This is a genomic window from Rheinheimera maricola (assembly GCF_016918075.2).
GTDB classification, from domain to species: Bacteria; Pseudomonadota; Gammaproteobacteria; order Enterobacterales; family Alteromonadaceae; genus Alishewanella; species Alishewanella maricola_A.
Map to the genome: position 1 here is coordinate 418,626 of NZ_JAERPS020000004.1, position 17,381 is coordinate 436,006.

A 17,381-nucleotide genomic window follows, 5' to 3' on the forward strand; every position below is an offset into this window, starting at 1 on the left:
CCGGCTTTACGCCGGTTTTTTTACAATAGCTCGCGGTAGATATAAGCGGTAAGTGGATGTTGCTGCTTTTTTAGCCCCTGCACAAAAAGCTGGGCAATTCTGCTGGCACCCTGCAATGTCAGGTGGGTGTTGTCCACCTTGCCGTCGGGAAACTTCTGATAAAGCCCGGCGGGTACCTGAATAAAATATGGCTGGCTGCCGTCTTGGCCCTGCTGCTGCCAAAAATCACAGCTGAGCTGCTGCAAGTCGAAGAAGCTGACGTTGGTCTCTTTGGCCACGTCGTAGGCGGCGTTAGCGTAGTCGGCCAGATCACGTGTTAAGCTGCCATCTGCAGCGAAGTTGCGCCGGCAAATCGAGCTGGCCAGCATTGGCGTGGCGCCACGCTCACGCACATCGGTGATAAATTGTTTTAAAAACCTTTGATAGTCACTGTCAAAGGCGGCATAGCGCGCCGGATCGGATTGTTTCGAGTCGTTATGGCCAAACTGGATCAGTACATAATCGCCCTTGCCAAGCTCACTTAACAGCAACTGCCAGCGGCCTTCGTCGAGAAAACGCCGGGTGCTGCGACCATTGGCGGCATGGTTTACGACTGTAAGTTGTGGCAATAAAAACTGCGGCAACAGCTGGCCCCAGCCGCGTTCAGGGTAGGCCAGGTTGGCTTTGTCAGACATAGTGGAGTCGCCTACCAGATGTAACTTTAGCGGCTTTAGCTCATCAGCCTGAGCTTGAGTAAAGGCTAGGCAAAAAAATAGCGAGACCAAAAGCTTCATTGATTTTCCTCATTTAGTTTCAGCAGGGTTTTTAGTTGCAGCTGCGGATCCCAGCGGCCGGCAAAGATCCACTTGGCAGTGATCTGCTCTGCTGTTACACCAACAGGCAAGTGAGTTTGCAGCCATGGATAAATAACCTGCTTATTATCTGTATGGCTAAAGTAATAGCGATCGCCCCACAAATTGGCGCGGTCGCGCTGTGGTTCTATCGGGTAGGTGTGGCGGAATATCGGCTTGTCGGCCATATTACCGCTGTACTGGTTATTGATCAGGAAAAACTGCGCGTCGTAGTGGCGCCGGCCCAGCATAAAGCCCGGCACGCCGTCAAAGTGCGAGTCGCGCACCACCATTTTTTGCTGCTCTTTTAACTCACCGTCATGCCACAAAGTAGCGTAGGTCTTTTTATTCATAAAGGTCGAGTTACTGAAAAACGCCCAACCGCGCGGGCACACCATATCGGTATGGCCTTCAAAGTAGCAGTTATCGTGGTAATACATGCCGTCGGTTTTATTCCACAGGCTTAGGGTATCGGCCCCGCCGGCAATAATACGGCAATTGGCGGTGATAATACGCGTGGCTTGCTCAAAGCCGCGCACGGCGAATTGATGTTCGTTATCACCGGTCAGTTCGCCATAGCTGTTTACAATGCTGATATTCAGCAGTGCTATATCACTGGCGCGGATATTCACCACTGCAGCACCCCAATCACTGGGGTGCTGTTTTAGCCAGTTAGTGCGCAGTTCGGCCTCGCGAATTTCGGTGTTGTCAGCCCCTGCGCCAATCAGCGCGACTTTATTGCGGGTCAGATAAATCTTCTCGGCATAGACACCCGGGCCAATCTGGATAATAGCCTGCTTATCGTTATCCGGCAGGCTGTTAATCGCTTGCTGAATACTGCGAAACGGCGCACCGCCGCTTTGTGCTACCTTGAGTGTGATCACGTCACTGACGCACACTGGAGACAGCAGAATAGCGAGCAGGTAAATAAACTGTTTCATTGGGTACCTAAAAAAATGGCCAGCTACTGCCGGCCTAATACACAGGAAGAAAACTTAGTTAGTAGTAAGCAGTTTTGCCATTTGCACTCCGGCCATAATAAAGGGGCCGTTGGCTTTAGCGTCGTTACGAAACACCGGCTCGCTCATATAGTATTCATAGCTGCCGTCGCGGCCAAAACCTAAACCGGCTACCTGGCAGGTATTCACTAAGCTAATGCTGTTATCCGGATGCAGCAGAATAAATTCATCTATCAGGCCCTTATAGGCTTTTACTGCGGTAGCTTTATAGCTGGCATCCAAATAACCGTTATTTACGCCTTTAGCAAAAAAGTAAGTAAACATGCTGCTGGCTGACGACTCTAAATAATTACCCGGGGCGTCAGGTTTATCCAAAATTTGATACCAGGTACCGGTTTGCGCATCCTGCACCTTTACCAGTGCATCGGCCAGCTCAGCTGCCATATCCAGTAACGGCTGACGCAATTCGGTTTGCTGTTGTGGGATAATTTCCAGCACATCTACCAGTGCCATCGCCAACCAGCCTAAGCCGCGGCCCCAGAACTGACTTGCCAGGCCGCTGTCTTTATCTGCCCAATCTTGCTCACGGGCTTCGTCCCAAGCGTGATAATACAGGCCGGTGTTGGGATCGCGCAGTTTGGCGCGGCTGATGGTAAATTCTTTTACCACTTCATCAAAGGCATGGCCTTGCTCAAAGGCTTTACTGTAATTGGCCAGAAACGGCATGCCCATATAAACGCCGTCTAACCACAGCTGATGCGGGTATATTTTTTTATGCCAGAAGGCGCCCTCACTGGTACGCGGGTGCTCAGTCAGCTGTTTACGCAGTAAATCCAATGCCTGCTTGTAGTGAGGTTTGGGGTCACGCTGATATTCGCGCAACAGCATATTGCCGCTGTTTAAACTATCGATATTGTAGTTGCTGATTTTGTAGGTGCGGATATCGCCCTCCGGGGTAATAAAGGAGTCGATAACATCGCTCAGCACCTGCTGCCACTGTGGGTTTGGCCGTAATTTAAGCAAGTCATCATAGGCTTGCAGCTGCAGGCCGGTGGTGTATTCCCACTTGCTGGGGCGCTGGCGCTCAAAATCCCAACCGCCATAGGCATAAAACGGCGTTTGTCGGGTCATTTCGCTGGCGGCCAGGCGTTCACTCCAATCCAGTGCAGCTTTTGCTGTCAGCTCGCCGGTTTTTTGCTGTTGTGATAACGCGGTTTTAAGCGTTAGCCTGGGCGTCAGCGTCAGTTTTTCCACTTGCTGCTCAAGATAAGCAACAAATTCAGCTTCGGTTGTAATGCCGCCCGGTTCACCGTGCCAGGCCGAGAGAAAATAATATTCCAATTCTGTGCCAGACGGCTGCATAACTGCAACATGGCTGTTGTCATCGCCAGTTAGCTGCTTATTGGTGCCGCGTTTAAACAATAGCGCCATGCCGAGCTTGTCGTTACCGCCGGTCAGGGTTTGTTCGCCCCAGGTGGCTAAATACGTCCAGCTGTGGCCAGGAATATCCAGCTTGCCCTGTAACAGTTTGGTATTAGGTAACTTAACCAGACCAATAGCGAAGTTATCTAGTGCTTCGCTGCTGGCTAAGCGGGTATGTACTAAACGGCTGCCAGCGGTCATCGACAGATTAGCGGTTAATTGCGTGGTTTTGCCGGCAATTTGCCAATCTTTATACTGAATTTGCAATGCAGAATACAACGCGCCGTTTTCAATCACTTTAGCGGTATGGCCGCTGAGTTTGGATACCAGCTGTACTTTTTCGCCATCCCAATAGCCAAAACCACCGGCACCCAGCGATTTACCAACTTTAAGTAAATCCATGCCCCAGTCGGCCATTTCATGGTACGACTTATAACCATCCAGCCCGACCTGATGCAATACCGGCTTGCCGGTTTTATTACCAAATACATCAAAGCCGTTGCGCCAATCCAGATAAATACGGTAACCAACTTTATCAGATTCTATGCCCGGACCTTCATAACGGATCCATTCGGAATGGTCGGTATACTGCGGTGGTGGGGTCAGTTCAGTCACGTTTTGAAACTCGCCACCAATATATTTACTATCCTGCCACTGGCCGCCGGTTTTATGCGAGATTTCAGCCTGGGTACGTTTGGCCAGCTGTTGCGCATTAAACCGCGCGCTATCATTTATAATCTGTAACTGCTGCGTGGCTGCAGCAGCCAAATCAAACTGTAATAATAAACTATCTTTGGCACCATCTCCGTTGTGGTCTATCAGATGTGATGGCACGGTATTGTTACCCTCCACGGCTACCAGCGCGTTTGCCTGGTCTGCTGTTACGCCAAGATCACTAAAGGGTAACAGCAGCGTTTGCTCGTTACGCGCAAAGGCAGAGGGATTAGCGACACTTAGGCTGGCAATGTAGTTGTCGCTAGTGGCTGCCTGAGGTGCTTCAGCCTCAGGTTGTGGCGAGCAGGCGCTGACAACAGCGGCTATGCTCAGGCTTAACACGGTCTTGCCAAAAAGGATACGGGCCATAAAATACCTGTTATTACAGTTCGTAGCTCCATGCTACATAAAACGGGCCTTCCGTGGCTCTGCGTTTTGCTGGAAAAATAACACCGCTATGCCAGAGCATAGCGGTGGCTTAATCATCACTTAGATCAGAACTTGTACTGGGCGCCTAAGTAGTACTGGCGGCCGGTAGCGTGGTAGTAGGTTAAGCGGTTACCGCTTGAGTCTACCCATTGATCGTCCACTTCGTCGGTCAGGTTAAGCGCTTCAAAGCTAACTTTCCATTTCTCTGTCAGTTGATATGACATTGACGCATCGATATTACGGGTGGCGTTTGTGCCTTCCATATCATTGTTGTTACGGCCGATAGCGTTAGTCAGATAGTCAGTACGGTCAGTTAATGAAACCCGGGCACTGAACTTGTCATCCTCGTAGTACAAGGTTGCACTGCGGGTTGATTCTGATAAGCCTTGCAAATCGCGGGTTGCCAGGATTTGCCCATCAGCGTTGATGTAGTCCATCTGGGCTTTTACATAAGTGTAGTTACCGATAAAGCCGAAGCGATCCCAGCCCTCTGGCAGGAAGCTGAATGGCATTTGGTATTGCACTTCAAAGCCGTACAGGTTGCCACCTGGCGCATTTAATGGCGTATTGGTTTGCCATTCAATGTTCTCGTTACAATCCGGGCCGTAACCCGGACCAGCATTACAAGCATCGATAGCGGCCTGAATCGGTAAGCCGGTTTCAGTAAATAGCTTGGTTTCGCGTAAGCCTTGTACATAGCTGTCAATATCTTTGCGGAAAACCGCCACACCTAACAAAGACTCATTGTCAAAGTACAGTTCTAAGCCTAAGTCATAGGTTTTGGCTTTGGTTGGCTCCAGCGTCGGGTTACCGCCACTGATAGCGCGAGCACCACCGGAAACAGATACCGACACGTTTGGTCTGATGCTGCCTATACCGGCGCGGGACATAACTTCGGCATAACCAAAGCGGATAATAACATCATCAAGTGGTTCAAATACCAGGTTTAACGATGGTAAAAACTCTTTGTATTCATGCTCAGCGGTAATTTGTTCGCTGCTGCCTCCCAGAGTTGCCCAAGCAGTCGAGGATTGATCAGTCTTCACATAGCGGCCACCAACATCTCCACGGATGGTGGTATCGCCAACCTCAGTTTCAAACGCTAGCTGCAGATAGGCTCCCAGGGTTTTTTCTTCTGCGGTGTAGTTATCTACACGGCGAAAATCTGAACTTACGACAAAATCGCCTGAATTGCTGTAGATGTCATAAGCAGCGTCAATTGCAGCCAGATCCGGCACCAGCCAGGCACCTTGTGATCCCAGGCCGGAGTTGTAACTCATGATTAAATCAGGTGTCATTACTACGCCGCCGGCATTTTCACTTGAGCGCCTTGCTTCGTAGGTTTCAAATTCAAAGGTTTTGTAATGCAAGCCACTGCGCAGTGTCAGGGCTTCACTTAAAACATATTCCAGATTAAGTGCAGCGTTGTCAAAGGTGTTTTCAGCGCCTAGCGGACGTAAACGTACGCTGTTAGTGCTCCAGCCTGATGCATCAAACACGCCTGCGCCAAATAGCAATTCTGGTGCCTGGCGTTTTGCGCCGCGATAGTCGTAGCTGAAATCAACGCCGGTTTTTTCCATTACCACAGTGGTTTGGATTGGATTATCAAATTCTGAGGTTGCGCGGCCAATCATGCCATCGATCTTAAGGTTGTCCGTAAGCTGATGCTGGCCACTTAAACTGAACTGTAAAAACTCCGTACCCAGCTCGTCGTATCGGTTTTCATTGCGTACGGTGGCATTTTCAAAGGCGGCGTAAGTTACGGTATTGCTATCGTCAACTTCGTAATCCAGTACGTTCATCCGTGCAGCCTGGCTGTTACCGTTAAGTATGCCCTGGGTAAAAATTTCATTGCGGGTTGAATCGTCTTTCGAATATAAAATATCAAGGTTAAAGCGGGTTTCCGGGCTCGGCCTAAACTCAAACGCCGCCGCAGCGCCGGTGCGTTTTACGTTGTGGGTGTAAGAATCGTAGCGTGGTAAGCGGGGACGAAAACCATTGTTAATGCCCGCCAGTTCTGGTGCATCAGCGGCACCCTGATAACTGCCAAAGTCATTTACGTTATCCCAACGTACGGTACTTGCGCCGTCGTCTTTCACATTACGCTCCGACATCGCCAATGAAAACAGCGTGCCAAATTTGCCGTCAGCAAAAATATTGCTTACCAGGAAAGACGCTTTTGGGTCAACCTCTTCAGACAGATCATTGTAGCCAGCCTGCACATTAGCCGCAAAAGTGAAGCCGTCGTAGTCAAACGGCCGCGCAGTGCGCAAGTCTACCGTGGCACCCAATGAACCTTCTTCCACGTTAGCTGACGCCGTTTTACGCACGGTAAGCTCGCTGAATAAATCGGATGAAAAGGTATTAAAGTCAAAGCCTCGGCCACGGTTTGCACCACCAATTGCATCAGTACCACCACTGGTAGACTGTGCTTCCATGCCGTTGATACGCACCCGGGTAAAATCCGGGCCTAAGCCGCGTACCGAAATTTGCCGGCCTTCACCGGCAACGCGGCTGATAGCCACACCCGGAATACGCTGCAATGATTCGGCTAAGTTTAAATCAGGGAAGTCGGCAATATCTTCAGCTTTAATGGTGTCGGTAGAGCCAGTTTCAAAACGCTTCTGGTTTAGCGCGCTGGCCAAACTACCGCGAAAACCACCGGTAACGGTGATCACTTCGATATCTTCTTCCTGCACTTGTGCCGGTGTTTGCTGCTCAGCCTGTTGCGCCTGCAAAGCCGGTACTGTACCGAGAATGGTTGCTAAACCGGCCAGGGTAAGCGCCCGTACCAGTTTAGTTGGGCGAAATTGCGTGTTGCGATAAGCCATCTGTGTTCACCTCGTCCTGAATTGACTTGTTATCTTAGCCGGAGTCATGCCCGGCTTTAGCTATTTTGTCGGAGCAATGTCAGTCTGCTCCCTGTCGATTTGCTTGTTTTGTATTCAGCTTATATCCTTTGTCTACCGGTGGCAAAAAAAACTTGCAATTTTGTGCCACCGATGGCAAAAAGCTAACACCATCAACTAAAAGCTGTCAATTATTGATAGAGTTTAAATCGGTATAATTTGTAACTGAATTATGTAAACTTGACTTAAGTCACTAATATTTAAGGTTTGTTGTTGATTTTGAATTTTTAAATTGTTCCATATTTGAACAGTTTCAAAGCTACAACAAGCAAAACCAGCTAACAGGAGAGCCCAATGGCAAGCTTATTTTCACTGGCCGGACAAACCGCTTTAGTCACCGGCGCGAGCCGCGGTTTAGGCCGGGCAATCGCCGTAGCCCTGGCACAGGCAGGTGCTTCAGTGCTGTGTGCCAGTTCGTCGGCAAGCGGCAGCAATGATACCGTGACCGCCATTAACAACGCCGGCGGCAAAGCCAGCGCTCTGGCTGCTGATTTAAGTGATGAAGCGGCAGTAGAGCAACTGGCTGAACAGGCGCTGGCACTGGGGCCGGTGCATATTTTAGTAAATTGTGGCGGTACTATTTTTCGTGCGCCGGCGCATCAGTTTCCAATGAACGAATGGCACAAGGTGATGGCAGTAAACCTTGATGCGGCGTTTTTGCTCAGTCAGCGTCTGGGCGCAGAGATGATTAAACGCAAACAAGGCAAAATTATTAATATCGCCTCAATGCTATCGTATAGCGGCGGCATTACGGTGCCGGCTTATACCGCCAGTAAACACGCCATTGCCGGCGTAACCAAAGCATTAGCCAACGAATGGGCGCAGCATAATATTCAGGTTAATGCCATTGCGCCGGGTTATTTTAGCACCGACAACACCGCGGCGTTGCAAGCGGATACCGCGCGTAACGCCGCCATTACGGCCCGTATTCCGGCAGGGCGTTGGGGCGAGCCGGAAGATTTAGCCGGTGCGGCGGTGTTTTTGGCATCCAATGCGGCTAACTACGTTAATGGCCATGTGCTGGCAGTTGATGGCGGCTGGCTGGCGCGCTAAGCGCGCTTATTTTTACCACGGAATTTTTCAATTGAGGTTTTTATGACAGTTTTATTTGACAGCCGTTATCCCACTCACCCGGATGACGTAAAGCATTACGACACTGACCAGCTGCGTCAGCATTTTTTGGTAGATAACCTGATGCAGGCCGACAAGCTGGTACTGTGTTACACCCATTACGAGCGGGTAATAGTGGGTAGTGCGGTGCCGGTAAAAGCGGCAGTAAAGCTTGAGGCGCCGGAGCCACTTAAAGCAGAGTATTTTTTGCAGCGCCGTGAGCTGGGCATTATTAACGTAGGTGGTAGCGGCAAAGTCAGTGTGGATGGCAGCGACTACGAGCTGAAAAACACTGAGGCATTGTATGTTGGTATGGGCGCGCGTGAGGTTAGCTTTCACAGTACTGATAGTGCAAAACCGGCCAAATTTTATCTGAATTCCGCTCCGGCGCACCATGCATATCCTACCAAACACCTGACGATGGATAACTGCACCGTGCTGCAAATGGGCGCGTTGGAAACCTCGAACGAGCGTGCTATTCACCAGTTGATGATTAATGACGTGGTGCAAACCTGTCAGTTGCAGATGGGGCTGACGGTACTTAAACCGGGTAGCGTATGGAACACTATGCCGGCGCATCAGCATGACCGGCGGATGGAAGCCTATTTTTATTTTAACCTCGCTGACGATCAGCGCGTTTGTCACTTTATGGGCCAACCGCAGCAAACACGGCATATTTGGGTGGCTAACGAGCAGGCAGTGGTGTCGCCGGCGTGGTCTATTCACAGTGGCTGTGGCACCAGCAATTATGCCTTTATTTGGGGCATGGCCGGTGAAAACCTGGATTATCACGATATGGACAAATTCCCTGCCAGCGCAATGAAGTAACGGCAACAGGATAGGACGCGTTATGAAAACTATTACCTGGCGGGCCTGCTGCCTGCTTATGCTGACGGTTACTGCGCTAACGGGCTGCAAGCCGCAGCAGGAAGTGACCACCTTACGCTTAGCGCATACGTTGGATCAGCAACATGTGGTGCACAAAGCCATGGTGTTAATGGGCGAGCGCCTCGCGCATTATTCTGATGGCAGTATGCAAATAGAGATATACAGTGGCGGCCAGCTGGGTAACGAGCGCGAGCTGATTGAGTTGTTGCAAATTGGCAGCCTGGCCATGACCAAGGTGTCAGCCAGTTCGGTAGAAAGCTTTGTACCGCAAATGCGCGTTTTTAGCGTGCCGTATATTTTTAACAACAATGCGCATTTATGGCAGGTATTAAACGGTAAGGCTGGCACAGAGCTGCTAATGGCGCTGCAACCGGCCCGCCTGCATGGCTTGGGCTACTATGATGCCGGTAGTCGCAGTTTTTACTCTACCAATACCGAAATTCACACGCCGGCAGATTTACGCGGTAAAAAATTTCGCGTGCTGGCCAGCCAAACTGCCGTAAAAATGGTGGAAGCCTTAGGTGGCGCCGCCACGCCGGTAGATTGGGGCGAGCTGTATACTGCCTTGCAGCAGGGCGTTGTGGATGGCGCCGAGAACAACCCGCCCAGTTTTTACTTATCGCGCCATTATGAGCTAAGCAAATACTACACCCTGGATGAGCACACCGCCGTGCCGGATGTGCTGATTATGAGTCTGCCGGTGTGGCAGGATTTAACCCCGCAGCAGCAACAATGGCTGCAGCAGGCAGCAAATGATTCAATCGCTTATCAGCGCGCCGCCTGGCAGCAGGTATCCGATGATGCCTTAGCGGCGGTAAAAGCCGCCGGTGTTACGGTAATTTACCCTGACAAACAGCCGTTTCGCGATGCGGTAGCCCCGTTTCATCAGAGCCTTAAACAAAGCGATATCGGGCCTTTATTGCAGCAAATTGCCGATGTAGCTGCGCAAATGGAGCCAAGCCATGACTAAGTTAGTGCATTGGGTAGACAGCATACTGAAATGGTTTCTCGCCGCGTTAATGGCCGCCATCGTCTTGGTGGTGAGCTGGCAGGTGGTATCACGTTTTGTGTTAAATGCCCCTAGTTCCATTACTGAAGAATTATCGCGCACCTTGCTAATTTGGATTGGCATGGTGGGTGCCGCTTTTGCCTATCGCACCGGCGTGCATCTGGGGCTGGATATCGTAACGCAGAAGTTTAACCCGGCAATACGGCGCCGGTTGGCGATGGTGCTGACCGCTGCAGTGGTGATTTTTGCTATCGCCGTGATGGTAGTCGGTGGTGGCAATCTGGTGGCGCTCACCTGGGAGCTGAACCAAATGTCGGCCGCGCTGAATATTAAGATGGCGTATATCTATGTTGCGCTGCCGCTATCGGGGCTACTGATCGCGTTTTATGGCGTGTGCCAGCTGTATTTTATGCTGATAAATAAACCGATGCAGCCGGTTGAGGGGATGCACTGATGGAAATGGCGATTCTGGTTCTGTTACTGGTATTTTTTGGCTTGTTGCTGCTAAACGTACCTATTTCATTTTGTATTGGTTTAGCCACGCTGGCAACGATGTTGCTCAGCGTTGATGTTATGCCAGCGGTGACCACGATGGCGCAGCGCATGGCAGGTGGTATTAACAGCTTTGCTTTATTGGCGATCCCGTTTTTTGTGTTGTCGGGTTTAATTATGGGCCGTGGCGGCATCGCTAAACGCTTAATTGAATGCGCCATGGCGCTGGTAGGTATGCTGCCTGGTGGTCTGGCGTTGGTGAATGTGGTGTCCTGTATGTTCTTCGGTGCTATATCCGGCTCTGCCGTGGCGGCTACCTCGGCTATTGGCAGTTTTATGCTGCCAGAGATGAAAAAGCAGGGCTATGACGTTAACTACAGCGCTGCTGTTACGGCCGCGGCTGCCACTACCGGCATGCTTATTCCGCCGAGTAACATTTTAATTGTCTATGCCATTGCCAGTGGCGGCGTATCCATAGCGGCACTGTTTATAGCCGGGTATGTGCCGGGTATTTTGTTGGGAGTTTCGCTAATGCTGGTTTGTGCTGGCTACGCCAAACTAAAAGGCTACCCGGTTGGCGCGCGTTTACCGTTAAAGCTGGTAGTGCAAAAAGTGGCGGCAGCACTGCCCAGCCTGTTTATGATATTTCTGGTAATTGGCGGTATTGTCAGCGGTGTTTTTACTGCCACTGAAGCCGGTGCTATCGCCGTCGTGTATTCGCTAATTTTAGCTGTAGGTATTTACCGGGAAGTAAAAACCACTGAGTTAGCGGGCATTTTAATGAAGTCGGCGGAAACTACCGCCATCGTTATGGCCTTAATCGCCACCTCTTCAGCCATGTCGTGGATTTTGTCCTACGAGCAAATTCCACAAACCATTAGTGCCGCTATGCTGGCACTTAGCGACAACCCTTTGCTGATCTTGTTGATGATTAATTTGATCTTATTGCTGGTAGGTGCCTTTATGGATATGACGCCGGCAGTGCTTATTTTTACGCCGATTTTTTTACCGGTAGCGGTAGAGCTGGGCATGAGCCCACTGCATTTCGGCATTATGATGGTGTTGAATTTATCCATCGGCCTGGTGTCGCCGCCTGTAGGAAGTGTGTTGTTTGTCAGTTGTGCTATTGCCAAAACCAAGCTTGAGTCGATTATACGGCCATTAATGCCGCTGTATCTGGCAATGTTTGTGGTGTTGATGCTGGTAACTTATGTGCCGGCAATCAGTGAATGGCTGCCAAAGCAATTTGGTTTTTAACCAGCTTATTTTTCAACAGATGGTAAACTCAGGAGTTAACCGATGGTAAGCTACGTGATCCCTAATCTGGCCAATGCTTGTCGTATTCTGTCACTGGTGACAGAGTCGGACCAGGGCCTGAGTTTAACCGAACTGGAGCAGCGCTTAGCAGTGCCGCGCACCACGGCGTTTCGTATTTTACAAACCCTGTGCCAGGAGCAGGTGCTGGAAAAACAGGGTAAGCGTTATTTGGTTGGGGCGCAGCTGTTTAAAATGGGTTTAAGCCTGCTAAGTTCACAACGTTTGCAGCAACAGGCGTTGCCAATGTTGCAACAGTTGGCGCTGAGCACCGGCTTAAGTGCGCATTTGGCGCTACCGCATGCCAAAGGCGCTCTGCTGGTAGAGGTATGTGACAGCCCAAACCCGCTGCGCTTGGCCGCCAGGCCAGGCACAATTGCCGATTTTAACTGCTCTGCTGCCGGCAAAGTGTTTCTGGCGTTTCATCATTTTGACCAAATACACAGCTTGGCGACTGCCGGCTTATTCAAGCAGCGCACCTCACATAGCCTGGTACAACCGAATGAGTTAACAACAGAGTTGCAGCGCATACTAGCGCGCGGTTATGCTAGCGACGAAATGGAATACCACGATGATGTGCGTTGCCTGGCAGTGCCGGTGCGGAACAGTCAGGGTAGCGTCGTCGCCGCTGTTGGCATTACCGGCCCGCTGCAGTTGTTCGCCAAAAAGGTGCAAACCGATCTTATCGCCAGTGTAAAGCAAACGGCGATTGATATTGCGCTTAGTACCTACCGGCCACAGTTGGTCGCTAATAGTGCGCGTGGTCAATAAGATGAGACTTATGCAAAAACAAGCCACGATAAATGATGTAGCCCGTATTGCCGGTGTGTCTAAGCGCACGGTATCGCGGGTGATTAACGGCTCACTTAGTGTCGGTGAAACTACCCGCACCCGGGTAGAAAAAGTGATTAGCGAATTAAAGTACTCGCCCAATACTCAGGCGCGCGGCCTGGCATCCAGCCGTTCTTATTTGTTGGGGTTAATTTACGATAACCCCGATGCCTTGTATCTGGATGACGTACAACGCGGTGTGCTGGAGGTGTGCTCTAACCTTGGTTACGAGCTGGTAGTGCATCCGTGTCGTTATCGCAGTGAAACCCTGGTGCAAGACTGTTTGCGCTTTATGCAGCGCTCTAAACTAGATGGCGTTATCGTACTGCCGCCGGTGTCAGAATCAGAAACCCTGGCACTGGCACTAAAAGACTCGGGCAGCGCTTATGTGCGTTTAAGCTCAGTGGCGTTAGATGAGGCCAAACATATCGTGGTATCGGACGACCGCGCTGCCGCAGCCGAGATGGCGCGCTATTTTGCTCAGCTCGGGCATGAGCATATCGCCTTTATCAGTGGGCCGCAGCGCTATAAATCATCAACAGAGCGGATGGAAGGTTTTCAGCTTGGCTTATCGGCCTACGGCATTAAATTGCGGCCAGACTGGATTATTGAAGGCAATAATACCTTTGAAACCGGTATCGAGTGTGCACGCCAATTACTGCAGGTCGAAACCAGACCAACAGCTATTTTTGCCAATAACGATCAAATGGCTGCTGGGGTGCTTAAAGTGGCGCATAGCCTGGGCATTAAAGTGCCGGAGCAATTATCGGTGGCCGGCTTTGATGACAATATGCTGGCGTCCAGGGTAATACCGGCGCTAACAACCATTAAACGGCCGGTGCGGCAAATGGCGTTATTGGCCACCAGCAAGCTGATTATGTCGATAGAAAACAACGATAAAGCAGCGACCAATGTGGCAGCCAAGGTAGCACCAACGCTGGTAGTTCGTGAGTCTACTGCCAGAGTGCCAGGCAACAGCAACTAACTTGTCAGGCCTGATGCAGACAAAAAAATTTCACTGGTAAAATTTTCTGCCACCGTTGGCAAAAAGTTTGTCGAATTACTTGCCACCGGTGGCAAATTGGTTATTATAGTAACAATTGCGAAGTAAAGCAGATGCACGCGGAAAGGTAGCGGCCGGCAGCAGCGGAGAAATCTATGACAGACAGATTAAGACGACAGCATTTAAAAACCTTAGGCCTGGCGGGAATGGGCTTGTCGTTATGGTCGTTAAATGGCTGCTCGTCGCTGTCTGCTTTAACAACTTCTGCCAGTGATGCTGCTGATGCTGTGTTATGGCAAAAAGCTGATGCAATTATCGCCAGCATCGCGCCAACGGCGTTTGCCAAACAGGATTTTATTATTACTGAGTTTGGTGCCAAAGCTGCTGCAGACTTTGACAGTAGCACGGCCATCAGTGCAGCTATTGCAGCCTGCGCGGCAGCTGGTGGTGGCCGCGTAGTGGTGCCGGCCGGGCGCTTTAACACCGGGCCGGTGCATTTAAAATCTAACGTAAACCTGCATCTGCAAAACGCTGCCGTACTGTCGTTTTACCCTGAACCACAGCGCTACCTGCCGGCGGTATTTACCCGTTGGGAAGGCGTAGAGTTGATGGGCTACTCGCCGCTGATTTATGCCTTTGAGCAGGAAAACATCGCCATAACCGGTGAAGGTATTCTGGAAGGCAACGGCAGCAATACCCAGTGGTGGCCGTGGAAGGGCCAATGGAAACATACGCCTTGGCAGCTGGACGCGAAAACCGATCAGGCCAATACCCGCAACCCACTGTTTGCTATGGCGGAAGCCGGCGTGCCGGTCGCAGAACGCGTGTTTGAGCAAAACTATTTACGCCCACCGTTTATTCAGCCGTATCGTTGTAAGCGGGTATTAATTGAAGGCATTACCATTCGTAACTCGCCGTTTTGGCTGATTAACCCGGTGCTGTCCGAAGATGTAATTGTGCGCGGGGTAAACTGCGTTAGCCATGGGCCAAATTCCGATGGTTGTAACCCGGAGTCCAGCAACCGGGTATTAATTGAAAACTGCCTGTTTGATACCGGCGATGATTGTATTGCGCTGAAATCCGGCCGCAATAACGATGGCCGCCGTTTGGCAACACCGGTACAAAATGTGGTGATCCAGGATTGTATGATGCGCGCCGGCCACGGTGGTGTGGTGCTAGGCAGTGAGATATCCGGTGGGGCACGCAATATTTTTGCCCGCCGCTGCCGCATGAGCAGCCCGGATTTAGAGCGCGGTGTTCGCATTAAAACCAATTCGGTGCGCGGTGGCCTAATTGAGAATATCTCTATCCGCGATATTGATATCGGCGAAGTAAAAGACGCTATCGTGATTAACTTCTTCTACGAAGAAGGCGATGCCGGGGCCCACCTGCCGCAGGTTAAGAATTTGCATATCAGTAATTTACGCGTACAAAAAGCCCAGCGGGCCTTTTTACTGCGTGGTTTTGAGCGCGCGCCAATCAGCGGTGTTAGCTTGCACCATGTGCAGTTTAACCAAACCGGCAGCCTTGGGGTGCTGGAGAATGTGGCGCAGATTGATGCGGTCGATCTAACCTTAAATGGTGAAGCATTAACATTATGACTGTTTTTTTAACCCCAGTTTGCCACCGCTAGACAAGGTGCAGGAAGGCTGAATATGAGCACAGAGCAAAAACCCGGTTGCAGTACCAAACTGGATACACCGGCAGATATCGGCGAGCAGCTGCAGGTGTTGCAGGTACACCCGCGTGACAACGTAGTGGTGGCATTGCAACCGCTGGCGCAAGGTGTTGCCTTGCCTGAGCCGTTTGCGCAGCTAAGCGCTCAGCAGGCAATACCGGCCGGGCATAAAGTGGCACTAACAAATATCACCAAGGGCCAGCCGGTAATTAAATACGGCTTTGCCATCGGTGCGGCGACGGCTGATATTAAAGCCGGTGAGCATATTCACTCGCATAATCTGGCTACGCTGTTAAGCGGCCAGGTCGACTACCGTTACAGCGGTTGTCAGGCGCAGCCGTTGGCGTTTCCGGCTGGCTTACCGACAGAATTTATGGGCTATCGCCGTGCTAACGGCAAAGTAGGCACCCGCAACGAGCTGTGGATCATCAACACCGTCGGTTGTGTTAACCGTGCCGCCATGCGGGTGGCCGAACAGGCACGCCAGCGTTATGGCGATGAGATTGACGGTATCCATGCTTTTACCCATCCGTTTGGCTGCTCGCAGTTGGGCGATGATTTAGACCACACCCGCCGCTTACTGGCCGGGCTTATTCAGCACCCCAATGCCGGCGCCGTATTAGTAATGGGCCTGGGCTGCGAGAACAATCAGCTAAGCAAGTTGCTGGCCGCCAGCCCGGGTGTCGATTTAAGCCGCATCCGCTCGTTTAATGCTCAACAGGTAGAAGATGAGATAGAGCAGGGGCTGGCGGCGGTAGATGAGTTAGTCGCACAGATGCGCACTGATAAACGCACACCGTGCCCGGTATCCGATTTGGTAATGGGGATGAAATGCGGTGGCTCTGACGGCTTAAGCGGTTTAACCGCTAATCCGCTGGTCGGCCGCATTGCCGATTTAGTCGCTGCCGGTAACGGCAAAGTGGTACTGACCGAAACGCCGGAAATGTTTGGTGCCGAGCAGGTGTTTATGGCGCGGGCGCAAAACGAGCAGGTGTTTGGCGATATTGTTACCTTGGTGAATGACTTTAAGCAGTACTTTATCGACAACAAACAACCGGTGTATGAAAACCCCAGCCCGGGCAATAAAGACGGTGGTTTAACCACACTGGAAGAAAAATCGCTTGGCGCTATTCAAAAAGGTGGCTCAGCGGTGGTTAATCAGGTGATCCGTTATGGTGATATGGCCAGCCAAAGTGGCTTAACCCTGCTTGAAGGGCCGGGTAATGACGCGGTGTCGTCCACTGCTTTAACGGCTGCCGGCGCTACCTTATTGCTGTTTACCACCGGCCGTGGCACGCCGCTGGGCTTTCCGGCACCGACGGTGAAAATTTCGTCGAATTCTTCGCTGGCGGCGCGCAAGCCGCAGTGGATCGACTATGACGCCGGCGGCCTGTTGCAAAAAGGTCAGAATGCCGAGCAGTTTAGCCATGATTTTTTCCGTTATCTGGTGGATGTCGCTTCAGGCAAAGCCACGCGCAATGAGCAGTCGGATAACCGCGAAATTGCCATTTGGAAAAATGGCGTCACGCTTTAAAAATAAACGTATTGAATTTAAACACTTTTTATAACAGGACTTGAATATGGCACAGAGTCGTCGCTTAGAACTGCACCCGGACCGGTTATTTCCGTCAGATCCAGTGGTGCGCGATATCGCCCGGCGTTTATATCAGCAAATTAAAGACTTGCCGATCGTTAGTCCGCACGGCCATACCGATCCAAGTTGGTTTGCTGAAGACGCCAATTGGGACAATGCCACTGCCTTATTGTTGCTGCCGGACCATTATGTGTTTCGT

The 17,381-nt window shown here is 51.0% G+C and carries 14 protein-coding genes; 10 read left to right on the plus strand and 4 right to left on the minus strand.

Annotated elements, in window-relative coordinates:
- Positions 1 to 20: 20 nt before the first annotated feature.
- From I4W93_RS13330 to I4W93_RS13345, 4 genes are all read right to left on the minus strand, one after another.
- Positions 21 to 773 carry a rhamnogalacturonan acetylesterase gene (locus I4W93_RS13330; protein WP_205311306.1) on the minus strand — a complete coding sequence of 251 codons (753 nt, stop codon included), beginning with the start codon at positions 771 to 773 and terminating at the stop codon, positions 21 to 23.
- Positions 770 to 1,771 (minus strand): pectinesterase family protein, encoded by a 1,002-nt coding sequence (locus tag I4W93_RS13335; RefSeq protein ID WP_205311305.1) that lies wholly within the window; start codon positions 1,769 to 1,771, stop codon positions 770 to 772. Before I4W93_RS13335 ends, I4W93_RS13330 begins: the two co-directional genes overlap by 4 nt.
- Before the next feature lie 54 nt (positions 1,772 to 1,825).
- A complete protein-coding gene (locus tag I4W93_RS13340; RefSeq protein ID WP_205311304.1) occupies positions 1,826 to 4,294 on the minus strand; it encodes a glycoside hydrolase family 88 protein in 2,469 nt (822 codons plus the stop codon).
- A 125-nt stretch (positions 4,295 to 4,419) separates the two neighbouring features.
- On the minus strand, positions 4,420 to 7,185 hold the full coding sequence (locus I4W93_RS13345; protein ID WP_205311303.1) for a TonB-dependent receptor: 2,766 nt from the start codon (positions 7,183 to 7,185) through the stop codon (positions 4,420 to 4,422).
- Positions 7,186 to 7,557: 372 nt separating this feature from the next.
- Here I4W93_RS13345 and I4W93_RS13350 point away from each other — a divergent pair, with 372 nt between their 5' ends.
- The 10 genes from I4W93_RS13350 to I4W93_RS13395 all read left to right on the plus strand — a co-directional run.
- Positions 7,558 to 8,316, plus strand: a complete 759-nt coding sequence (locus I4W93_RS13350; RefSeq protein WP_205311302.1) for an SDR family oxidoreductase — start codon at positions 7,558 to 7,560, stop codon at positions 8,314 to 8,316.
- 42 nt (positions 8,317 to 8,358) lie between these two features.
- The gene (gene kduI, locus I4W93_RS13355; RefSeq protein ID WP_205311301.1) at positions 8,359 to 9,201 is read left to right on the plus strand and encodes a 5-dehydro-4-deoxy-D-glucuronate isomerase; all 843 of its coding nucleotides are present in this window, start codon (positions 8,359 to 8,361) and stop codon (positions 9,199 to 9,201) included.
- A 22-nt stretch (positions 9,202 to 9,223) separates the two neighbouring features.
- Positions 9,224 to 10,231, plus strand: a complete 1,008-nt coding sequence (locus I4W93_RS13360; protein WP_205311300.1) for a TRAP transporter substrate-binding protein — start codon at positions 9,224 to 9,226, stop codon at positions 10,229 to 10,231.
- On the plus strand, positions 10,224 to 10,724 hold the full coding sequence (locus I4W93_RS13365) for a TRAP transporter small permease (protein ID WP_205311299.1): 501 nt from the start codon (positions 10,224 to 10,226) through the stop codon (positions 10,722 to 10,724). The genes I4W93_RS13360 and I4W93_RS13365 overlap by 8 nt, the downstream gene beginning before the upstream one ends.
- A complete protein-coding gene (locus I4W93_RS13370; protein ID WP_205311298.1) occupies positions 10,724 to 12,019 on the plus strand; it encodes a TRAP transporter large permease in 1,296 nt (431 codons plus the stop codon). Before I4W93_RS13365 ends, I4W93_RS13370 begins: the two co-directional genes overlap by 1 nt.
- A gap of 42 nt (positions 12,020 to 12,061) precedes the next feature.
- Complete coding sequence (locus tag I4W93_RS13375; RefSeq protein ID WP_205311297.1) at positions 12,062 to 12,847, plus strand: IclR family transcriptional regulator; 786 nt, start codon at positions 12,062 to 12,064, stop codon at positions 12,845 to 12,847.
- Positions 12,848 to 12,857: 10 nt separating this feature from the next.
- Entirely contained in the window at positions 12,858 to 13,892 is a 1,035-nt protein-coding gene (locus I4W93_RS13380) for a LacI family DNA-binding transcriptional regulator (RefSeq protein ID WP_224673435.1), read from the plus strand.
- 173 nt (positions 13,893 to 14,065) lie between these two features.
- Entirely contained in the window at positions 14,066 to 15,511 is a 1,446-nt protein-coding gene (locus I4W93_RS13385; protein WP_224673436.1) for a glycoside hydrolase family 28 protein, read from the plus strand.
- Positions 15,512 to 15,565: 54 nt separating this feature from the next.
- Positions 15,566 to 17,122: a UxaA family hydrolase gene (locus tag I4W93_RS13390; protein ID WP_224673439.1), complete on the plus strand. Its 1,557-nt coding sequence runs from the start codon at positions 15,566 to 15,568 to the stop codon at positions 17,120 to 17,122.
- A gap of 46 nt (positions 17,123 to 17,168) precedes the next feature.
- The coding region (locus tag I4W93_RS13395) for a glucuronate isomerase (protein ID WP_224673441.1) at positions 17,169 to 17,381 on the plus strand (213 nt) is incomplete at its 3' end.